Here is a 9,908-nt window from a genome sequence, read left to right on the forward strand (position 1 = left end):
AAATTTAGTTAGGCGCTTTGACAATATATTCAGATTCAATTGCGTTTAGTCTTCCCGTTCGCACCAAAGCTTGATAAACCATAGCCGCTACCTCAGCACGGGTAGCTTCTTTATTTGGATTCAGCGTTTTGGGATTGGGGTAGTTGATCACAAGATCATTGACTGTAGCCGCTGCTATTTTGTTAGTGGCGTAGTTAGGAATTACTTTTGCATCCCTGTAAAGGTTTAAAATTTGAGTTGGGGAATCAGGAACATTTAAATTCATACCACTAGTAAGGGCAACCAATACCTGTACCCGTGGAATTCTTTGTTGTGGTCTAAAAACTTTGTTAGGGTAGCCTTTCAAGAACCCTGTACTAATAGCTTGATCAATAGCTGAGTTCGCCCAAAACCGAGTTGGTATATCCTTAAAAGCGATCGCACTCTTGGTTTTGCCAACTTCTTTTCCAAACGCTTGTTCCACAATCGCAGCAAATTCAGCACGGGTTACAGGCTGATTTGGTCTAAATGTGTAATCTTGATAGCCCTTAATGATATTTCGAGAGGAAAGCGCATCAATAAAACGACGCGCCCAAAAATCACCAGGTACATCAGTAAATGCTATTGGCGGCGGAATTGTTGATTTTTGCTCAGGAATGACTAGTGGTATCGTTTTGTTGACAATAAAAGGTGGTGAAGGTGGTTGTTGTTGAGGTAAAGTTGTAAAGTTAACACTAGGAGATGGTGTTAATACGGGTAACTTCTCCTCAGTAGATGTAGATGGTTGTTGGCGAGATTCGACATTAGGAGCAGTTTGTTTGGGTAGAGTACTGGGAGAAGTAACCGAACTAGAGTCAGGTAACAACAAGGTGTTGAAGTTCCACCCAGATTCCTTACGGGAAAATGACCAAAACAAAATTGCCCCGATAGTAGCAAAGGCAACAAGAATACCAATAAATTCATCAAAGCCGAGGGCATTTGTTTGAGATGACTTAGGATCGGGAGGCGTGTCTGTCATCGATGATTATCCTTGATTGTTGGCTGTTGATTGTTGGTTATTGGCTGGTCTTTTTTCTATTACCAGTTACCTACTAACCAAATAACCACTAACTACTATCTACTATCTACTATCTACTAACAAAGTTTCTCATAAAACTCGTAACAAGCTGGGAATGCTATCTATCGCTTCTAAAGTCTGAATTTCTGCCAAAGCTTGTCTAAAATCTCCTTCTCGGACATCGTGGGTAACAACAACAATTTCTGCTAGTTCCCCCTGGAAACCTGTTTGGACAACTGATTCTAAGCTGACACCGTATTTACCAAAGCAAGTGCCTAATTTACCAATTACTCCTGGTTGATCTTTTGTGAGAAAACGGGTATAGAATCTGCTTACAAGTTCTTCTGGTGGTGTAATTTCGCAGTAGTCTTGATGTCCACAAGTCAATAAAGGATTGGGTGTGGTTGTACTGGCTTGCAGTGCTGCTACTAAATTTAAAATGTCAGATGAGACAGCACTAGCAGTCGCACCCGCACCCGCACCTGGTCCAAAAAACATTACCTGTCCAATCGGTTCTCCTTCAACAAGGATGGCATTATAAACACCGTTGATGCTGGCTAGGGGATGTACTTTAGGAACTAAGGTAGGGTGAACTCTAACGGAGATGGGGTGATAGGGGGATGAGTCGGTAGGGGAAATATTAACTCTTTTGGCAATAGCCAGTAGTTTAATGACAAAACCCAATTTATCAGCATAGGCGATATCTGTTTTGCTGACTTGGCGAATACCTTCACAATAGACATTTTGCAGTTTGATGCGTCCACCAAAGGCTAGTGAGGCCAGAATAGCAATTTTGTCTGCGGCATCCAAGCCATCAACATCAGCTGTCGGATCGGCTTCTGCATAACCCAATTTTTGAGCATCAGCTAAGACATCATTAAAACTGCTGCCTTCAGTTTGCATCCGCGTCAGGATATAGTTGGTCGTACCGTTGACAATGCCTGTAACAGTATGAATCCGGTTAACGCTTAAAGATTGCTTGAGGGGTTGAATCACTGGGATACCACCACCAACGGCAGCCTCTAGCATGACATAAACACCAGCGTGATTGGCAGCTGTAAAGATTTCATCTCCAAAACGCGAAATTACCGCTTTGTTAGCAGTCACAATATGTTTGCCATTTTCAATGGCTTTGAGAATTAGCGATCGCGCTGGTTCGAGTCCACCAATGACTTCGACGACGATATCTACCTGTGGATCATTGACAATTGCTTCCAAATCTGTTGTTAATACAGCATCTGGAACTTTCACCGCACGGGGTTTGTCGAGCGATCGCACTCCCACCCGATATATTTCTACATCTCGTAACAACGGGTGACGCCCGGCACTATCTTGTAAAAGTTGCACCGTACCCGTGCCTACTGTACCCAAACCTAGTATTCCCAGCTTTACGCCCACGAATCTTATACCCAATTTCACCAACAATAATTCAATTCAATAATAATTGTAGGGTGAGCATTGCCCACCCTACCAATATCATTAGTCAATTGTCCTACTCTACGAGAAGCCCTACCCTACCTTCGGAACCCTCTTCGAGGGAACGGGAACGTCTTCAACGAACGGGTTCGCTAGGTGATTTATGCCGGGGTAGACGCGTCAGCGGCTTCTGTTCCCTGAAAGGGTTCCCGAAGGGTAAGTACCCGTCCACCGCACTGGCTCACCGCTGGCGCGTCTATGTCATTTGTCTTTTGTCACTAATGACCAATGACCAATGACCAATGACTAATGACTGAAATTAATATGTTTCAACGTGCCAGCGACCAGCTTTCTTAATTTCTTTCTGGTAGTCGCTCCAATTAACACCCTCTTTCGCTGCTGCTGCTGAAAGGGCTGCGTCAATGCCATCTTCCATACCACGCAAACCGCAAATGTAGGTGTGGGTTTTCTCGTTCTTAATCAAACTCCACAGTTCATCTGCATGTTCAGCAACGCGGTCTTGAATGTACATTCTGCCGCCTTGGGGGTTTTTCTGTTCACGGCTAATGGCGCATGTCAAGCGGAAGTTATCAGGATACTTTGCTTGCATTTCTTCCAATTCTTCTTTATAAAGAATATTTGGAGTTGTGGGTACACCAAAAATCAGCCATGAAAAACCTTTGAACTGGTATTCTGGGTTAGCAGCTTTTTCGGCATCCTTGAACATCCGCCATAGATAGGCACGCATGGGGGCAATACCTGTTCCTGTTGCCATCATGATCACGTTGGCATCTTCGTCTGCGGGTAGTAACATTTCCTTACCCACTGGGCCTGTGATTTTTACATCATCTCCAGGCTTGAGGTTACATAGGTAAGTAGAGCAGACTCCGTAGACTGTTTCGCCACTTTCTGGATGCTTGTACTCCAATTGACGAACACACAGCGATACAGTTTTGTCATCTACATCATCGCCGTGACGAGTCGAGGCGATCGAGTACAGTCTCAATTTTTCTGGTTTGCCATTCTTGTCCACTCCTGGCGGAATAATACCGATACTTTGACCTTCTACGTAACGCAAATTTCCGCCAGACAGGTCGAACTTGAGATGCTGAACAATACCAATACCGTTTTCTCCTACTAATGCTTCATTGGAAATGCATTTACCAATGTAAGGTGCATTAGGACGGTAAAGATTGACAGGAACGTCAGCGTGGGCATCTTTTTTAGCTTTCGCTTGAGTCATGGTCTTGCCTTTCGTCTCATTCTTCTGGGGCTGTTGCTGGACTGGTGGTTCAGCATTGACAGGTGTGGCATTACCATTTCCTTCGTAAGCAGATTCAGCAGATGTGGCTTTACCATTAGTTTGCTGTAAAACACTCACTGGTTGTATGCTAACAATTCTGCCACCCAGGCGAGTAATACGTCGCATTTCCTGATTCATGCGGCTGTAAGGCACTTTGATGAACACACTGCCACTGTTACGAATTTGATAGTTCGTCTGATCAGTTTCTTCGCTCTGACGTAGACCAACCACTTCGTAAACGAAAACACGGCTACCTGATTCTGTGTTGGCAGCTCCTTCAACAGTACCTCTATAGTACATTCGTCCTACCACTCCGATATTTACTTAACCTTTTCTCACAAAAAACTCTTTCACCACAGATGCAGTTCTTCATTACCAAATTTTGGTTATAAAAAACTAACACTTGGAAAAGCAGCATCAGCCAATGCCTTTTTACGTACACTCACCAAAGATACTAAGGCATGGAAAAAGTCACACCTGTTCACCTTCTAAGGTAGAGGATAAGTTCTTTGGAGAATGTTAATAATGAGTCAATTTAATTTTTTTTTCGTGATATGGCATCGCTACAACTTGACACTCTCACCGCCAAAGCGCAAGCTTGGCAGAAGATTCCTGATTCAACGAGGGATGCTTTTAGTGCAAGCACTACTAGCTTTACTCACTCTCCACAGGCTTAAAATCCCGTGTGTCCCACGGTACTGTAATACTTTGTTTACTTACTTACCAAATTATGTCGCTTGGTTTTTACGACTACAGGTATTTCGGTTAACTATTGGCATTTTACCACAGTCCCTGTCTGTAGTTCATATCACTGCCACAGAGCGAGCTTGGCAGTGATATGAATTGCCGAAGAAGGATAGCTCTGTTTAACAGTTTTTAATATTATCGAGTTTTGCTTCCTGTCTAATAAAAATTTAGAAAAGGTAAAAAAGTACTTTAAAAATCAGATTATAGCCTATAGACTTGAATTAACAGAGTCATAAACTGCAATCCGATCTTACCATAACGCTCTTAAGAGCTAGCACTTTGCTGCTACATGGAATAAAATTCCCAACCCATGATTTCTGGGCTTGTGACTTAAACTTCAGTAGCTGCACAGCTAGTGTTTAGGAATTTTTTGTGATTGCTAAACATTCACAACCATGATTCTAAAAACGCAATTTCTTGCTGTTAGTAAGCCTTGTATAGAGTAACCCCTTCTGTTAGAATCCAATATATCACTAGGATTAAATACTTACCAGCAACAACTTAGGCAATAAAAACGGGTAACAATTATTACTGTTAAGCTTACCCGTTGTATTTCTATTTGTGCTGTTGAGTAGCAAGAACGCAGGATAAACCAAAGGGGTAAGCTCCTGGCTTCATGTCTTGTAGGTGTGAAAAATTATTGATTGACTCATCTTTAGCATTTAGAGGAGATTTATGAGTAATAAACCAGAACGAGTGGTACTAATTGGAGTAGCCGGAGACTCTGGATGTGGTAAATCTACGTTTTTGCGTCGTCTGACGGATTTATTCGGTGAGGAGTTGATGACAGTCATCTGTTTGGATGACTATCATTGTTTGGATCGCAAGCAGCGTAAAGAAACAGGTATAACCGCACTTGACCCCAGAGCCAACAATTTTGACCTGATGTACGAGCAAATTAAAGCGCTCAAAGATGGTCAATCAATCATGAAGCCAATTTATAACCACGAAACCGGCGCTATCGATCCACCCGAACTGATAGAGCCGAATCATATTTTAGTGGTTGAGGGGCTACATCCTTTATATGATGAACGTGTGCGATCGCTAATTGACTTCAGCGTCTATTTTGATATTAGTGATGAAGTCAAAATTGCTTGGAAGATTCAGCGAGACATGGCTGAACGTGGTCATCGTTACGAAGATGTTTTGGCTCAAATCAATTCTCGCAAACCTGATTTTCAGAAGTACATTGAACCACAAAGAGAATTTGCTGATGTAGTTCTTCAGGTATTACCTACCAACCTCATTAAAGAGGATAAAGAGCGTAAAGTTCTGCGGGTACGGATGCTACAACGTGAAGGTAAAGAAGGCTTTGAACCAGTTTATCTGTTCGATGAAGGTTCCACAATCCAGTGGACTCCGTGTGGACGCAAACTGACTTGTTCTTATCCTGGTATGCAACTGTACTACGGTTCAGATGTGTACTACGGTCGCTACGTTTCTGTCCTAGAGGTAGATGGTCAGTTTGACAATCTCGAAGAAGTGATTTACATCGAAACTCACCTCAGCAAAACATCTACTAAGTATCAAGGTGAAATGACTCACTTGTTACTCCAGCACCGCGAGTATCCTGGTTCCAACAATGGTACAGGTTTGTTCCAAGTGCTAACAGGATTAAAAATGCGCGCCGCCTACGAGCGTTTAACAGCAAAGGAAGCCAAAATGGCCGTTCAGGTTTAAAAAAACAGTATTTGTGTCAAATATCTAAGGGACACCAAGAGTGTCCCTTTTTTTATAACTAGAAATATTGTTATGATTGCAGATTGAGTAGCTAGATTCAATGTTGTTATTAAGTCAGCTAACTCACATTGTTTAGGAGGAATTAAATTTGTCTAAACGCTATCTATTTACCTCCGAGTCAGTGACCGAAGGTCATCCAGATAAAATCTGCGATCAGATTTCTGATACAATTCTAGATGCCTTGCTCACACAAGACCCGACTAGTCGTGTTGCTGCGGAAGTTGTTGTTAACACTGGTTTGGTATTGATCACTGGTGAAATAACTACTAAAGCAAGTGTTAATTACGTCAATGTCGCGCGCAAAAAAATAGAGGAAATTGGCTACACCGATGCTGTGAATGGCTTCTGCTCTAACAGCTGCTCGGTGCTGGTAGCTTTGGACGAGCAATCGCCCGATATTGCCCAGGGCGTGAATACAGCCCATGAAGCTCGCCAGGATAGCGAGGAACAATTCGATAAAGTTGGTGCTGGCGACCAAGGTATTATGTTCGGTTTCGCTTGTAACGAAACACCAGAACTGATGCCTTTGCCAATTAGCCTTTCTCATCGTATTGCCCGCCGACTAGCAGCAGTCCGCAAGACAGGTCAATTATCCTACCTGCGTCCCGATGGCAAAACTCAGGTAACTGTTGCTTACCAAGATGGACGTCCTGTAGGTATCGATACTATCCTGATTTCCACACAGCACACACCTACCATTGGTGATATCACCGATGAGGCAGAAGTGCAAGCCAAAATCAAAAAAGACCTCTGGTCAGCAGTGGTTGAACCTGTGTTTGGCGACTTAGAAGTCAAGCCAGATGAAAAGACCCGCTTTTTAGTTAACCCCACTGGTAAATTTGTCATTGGTGGACCACAAGGAGACTCTGGTCTAACTGGACGTAAAATCATTGTCGATACCTACGGTGGTTACTCCCGACATGGTGGTGGAGCCTTTTCTGGTAAAGACCCCACTAAAGTAGACCGTAGTGCTGCCTATGCTTGTCGCTATGCAGCAAAAAATATTGTAGCCGCCGGTCTGGCAGAAAAGTGCGAAGTCCAGCTTAGTTACGCCATTGGTGTAGCACGACCAGTAAGTATTATGGTGGATACTTTTGGCACTGGTAAAGTTGATGATGAAACCTTGCTGCAACTAATTACAGATCATTTTGAACTGCGTCCAGCTGGGATTATCCATTCCTTTAACTTACGCAACCTGCCAAGTGAACGAGGCGGACGTTTTTATCAGGACGTCGCGGCTTATGGCCACTTCGGTCGGACAGATTTAGATTTGCCTTGGGAGCGTACTGATAAGGCGGAATTGTTGAAACACGCACTCAAAAAACAACCTTCAACTGCTGCGATCGCTTAATTTAAGTTAAACCCAGAGTTAGGAGCCGAAAGTAAAAACTATGGCTCCTAACTCTTTGTTTTCAATTTTTTGTATAAAATTCATAAATATAAAAACTGCTTAAATACCATGAGACTAAGACTAACTATAATAGTGAGCGAATATTCGTTCTTGTTATAAAGGAAGATAAGATTAGGTCAGAGTCACTGATGTGATTTCATAAACTGACTTGGTAATTTTGGCGGATGGATAAGAAGATTTGAGGGATATAAACTCATAAGCCAACCGCTGTTGACAATAGTTCACAAACAACAAAAGTGTCAGCCAACGACCCCTCAACCGACGAACTGCCAACTATCGAATTTCCCTCGCGAGGGAAACTCAAAGCTAGTTCTTGGCGCATTCATCAAAAAATAGGCTATGGTTACTTTCTGGCAATTGGGATTGGGTTTTTTGGTTCACTTGCTGGATTGTTTGTTGCGAACTTTTACCGAGGACAACAAATCAAGGAATTAGATCACGCCCACTACCAGACGCAAATGCTGGTTAATTACAAAGATGCGATCGCAGATGCACAAATCCAGAGTACGAATTTGCCTGCTGTGGTGGAAAATCCCGAAAGGCTAGCCTACAGAAGAGACAAATTTCTGGAAAATATTGAAAAAACCAAAAAAATAGAAAATCAAATCATGGCTTTTCTGGAAAGCAAGCCTAGAAACTTAGCAACCAGTGAAGCTTCTTTACAGACTTTATTACAAAATTACGCGACTAATTTAGACTCTTACGTTCAAGATATTGAGTCTATCTTAGAACCAATTAATAACCAGCAAATATCGCAACAGCAAGCATCCACAGTCCAAAATCAATTACTAGCTGTGATGCGGGGTGAAACAGCTGCGCGCCTAGATCAACTATACAAATATTTGAATGATCTCCTGCAAAGTGCTGAACAAGTAGAAGATAGGATGAAAAATGACGTCAGCCAGTCTAAAGGAATTGAAAGATCAATAGTCATAGCTAGTATGCTCTTGTCAGTTGGAGTGGCTGCTGTTGTGGCTTGGCGTACTTCGCGAGCGATCGCCGAACCAGTCATCACCGTCACGCAAGTCGCGGAACAAGTCGCACGAAAATCAAATTTTGACTTGCGAGCGCCAATTACCACTGAAGACGAAATAGGTTTACTAGCAAAATCACTGAATCGACTGATAGGACAAGTATCAAAGCATACTAAAGAACTTGAACAAGCCAAAGAATTAGCAGAAGGAGCCAACAAAGCCAAAAGCCAATTTTTGGCAAATATTAGTCATGAACTACGTACACCCTTAAATGCCATTATCGGATTGAGTCAACTCCTTCAGGATGATGCTGCTGATACCAGCTTAGGAGAAGAGTTTGTTAATGACTTGGAATCGATAAACTCTGCTGGTAGGCATCTTTTGTTACTGATTAACGACATTCTAGACCTATCAAAAATTGAAGCAGGGAAAATGACTTTTTACCCAGAGACATTTGACCTGATGACTTTAATCAATAGTGTTGTTTTGACAGTAAAACCATTAGTAGAAAAAAATGGTAATGTCCTAGAAGTAGATTATGAGCAAGAATTGGGCATCATGCACACTGATCAGACCAAGCTCAGGCAGGTACTTTACAACTTGCTTAGTAATGCTGCCAAATTTACTACCAACGGGAAAGTGGTATTAAATGTCAAAAGAGAAAAAGTTTACAAATCACACGAAGAACCCATCGAAATCATAATTTTTACTGTAACTGACACAGGCATTGGTATGTCTTTACAGCAACAACAGCAGTTATTCCAACCCTTTACACAAGGGGACGCCTCAACTACCAAAAAGTATGGTGGAACTGGACTGGGGTTAGCGATTAGCCGTCACTTTTGTTTGATGATGGGCGGTGAAATTTTTGTCAAGAGTCAGCAGGGAATAGGATCAATTTTCACCGTACGCTTACCAATGGTTGCTAATGGTTAGGGATTGGGGGTGTAGGGGTGTAGGGGTGTAGGAGGAGTCATATTTTCATGCCCTCGTTGTGTGATTTATCACATTGGGTTCTGTCTTGAAATTGATCTCATCGGTTTTTCATTCATTTTGGTGTATGCACCTCATGACGGCTACTTAAAATTTATTTTAAAAATTACCTTTAACAGCGAGAAGGCTCACACCTACCCGATAGGGAGGTGTGAGATGAATTGCGAGTGAGTTGAGTTGCGTGGTTTGATTGTATTTGAGCGTAGCAAAAACAAAGAAAACCACAGCGACGAGACGTAGCTTGCTTCCCGCAGGGTACAAAATATTTGATTTTGAATGGCACAACCA

General features: G+C 42.4%; 8 protein-coding genes. 4 read left to right on the plus strand and 4 right to left on the minus strand.

Annotated elements, in window-relative coordinates; translation table 11 throughout:
* Window positions 1–4: 4 nt before the first annotated feature.
* The 3 genes from ACE1AT_RS22940 to petH all read right to left on the minus strand — a co-directional run bounded on the left by ACE1AT_RS22940 (window position 5) and on the right by petH (window position 4,055).
* On the minus strand, window positions 5–997 hold the full coding sequence (locus tag ACE1AT_RS22940) for an S-layer homology domain-containing protein (protein WP_374872546.1): 993 nt from the start codon (window positions 995–997) through the stop codon (window positions 5–7).
* 129 nt (window positions 998–1,126) lie between these two features.
* Window positions 1,127–2,434: a homoserine dehydrogenase gene (locus tag ACE1AT_RS22945; RefSeq protein WP_374872548.1), complete on the minus strand. Its 1,308-nt coding sequence runs from the start codon at window positions 2,432–2,434 to the stop codon at window positions 1,127–1,129.
* 337 nt (window positions 2,435–2,771) lie between these two features.
* On the minus strand, window positions 2,772–4,055 hold the full coding sequence (petH, locus tag ACE1AT_RS22950) for a ferredoxin--NADP reductase (protein ID WP_374872550.1): 1,284 nt from the start codon (window positions 4,053–4,055) through the stop codon (window positions 2,772–2,774).
* 225 nt (window positions 4,056–4,280) lie between these two features.
* On the opposite strand from petH, the gene ACE1AT_RS22955 reads away from it, so the two are divergent.
* From ACE1AT_RS22955 to ACE1AT_RS22970, 4 genes are all read left to right on the plus strand, one after another.
* Window positions 4,281–4,592 carry a hypothetical protein gene (locus tag ACE1AT_RS22955; RefSeq protein ID WP_374872552.1) on the plus strand — a complete coding sequence of 104 codons (312 nt, stop codon included), beginning with the start codon at window positions 4,281–4,283 and terminating at the stop codon, window positions 4,590–4,592.
* Between the two features lie 585 nt (window positions 4,593–5,177).
* Entirely contained in the window at window positions 5,178–6,182 is a 1,005-nt protein-coding gene (locus tag ACE1AT_RS22960) for a phosphoribulokinase (RefSeq protein ID WP_374872554.1), read from the plus strand.
* Window positions 6,183–6,330: 148 nt separating this feature from the next.
* Window positions 6,331–7,593 (plus strand): methionine adenosyltransferase, encoded by a 1,263-nt coding sequence (metK, locus tag ACE1AT_RS22965; protein WP_374872556.1) that lies wholly within the window; start codon window positions 6,331–6,333, stop codon window positions 7,591–7,593.
* 296 nt (window positions 7,594–7,889) lie between these two features.
* Entirely contained in the window at window positions 7,890–9,563 is a 1,674-nt protein-coding gene (locus ACE1AT_RS22970; protein WP_374872558.1) for an ATP-binding protein, read from the plus strand.
* Between the two features lie 156 nt (window positions 9,564–9,719).
* On the opposite strand, the gene ACE1AT_RS22975 is transcribed toward ACE1AT_RS22970, so the two are convergent.
* Window positions 9,720–9,908 (minus strand): hypothetical protein (locus tag ACE1AT_RS22975; protein WP_374872560.1); only part of this gene is annotated, 189 nt, incomplete at its 5' end.

It is taken from the genome of Pelatocladus sp. BLCC-F211, from assembly GCF_041928655.1.
Lineage (GTDB): Bacteria > Cyanobacteriota > Cyanobacteriia > Cyanobacteriales > Nostocaceae > Pelatocladus.

What these genes read in the sequence shown, in the direction of transcription:
- ACE1AT_RS22940 (WP_374872546.1), bottom strand. Translation starts at nt 997, where the DNA reads ATGACAGACACGCCTCCCGATCCTAAGTCATCTCAAACAAATGCCCTC.
- petH (WP_374872550.1), bottom strand. Translation starts at nt 4,055, where the DNA reads ATGTACTATAGAGGTACTGTTGAAGGAGCTGCCAACACAGAATCAGGT.
- ACE1AT_RS22955 (WP_374872552.1), top strand. Translation starts at nt 4,281, where the DNA reads ATGAGTCAATTTAATTTTTTTTTCGTGATATGGCATCGCTACAACTTG.
- ACE1AT_RS22960 (WP_374872554.1), top strand. Translation starts at nt 5,178, where the DNA reads ATGAGTAATAAACCAGAACGAGTGGTACTAATTGGAGTAGCCGGAGAC.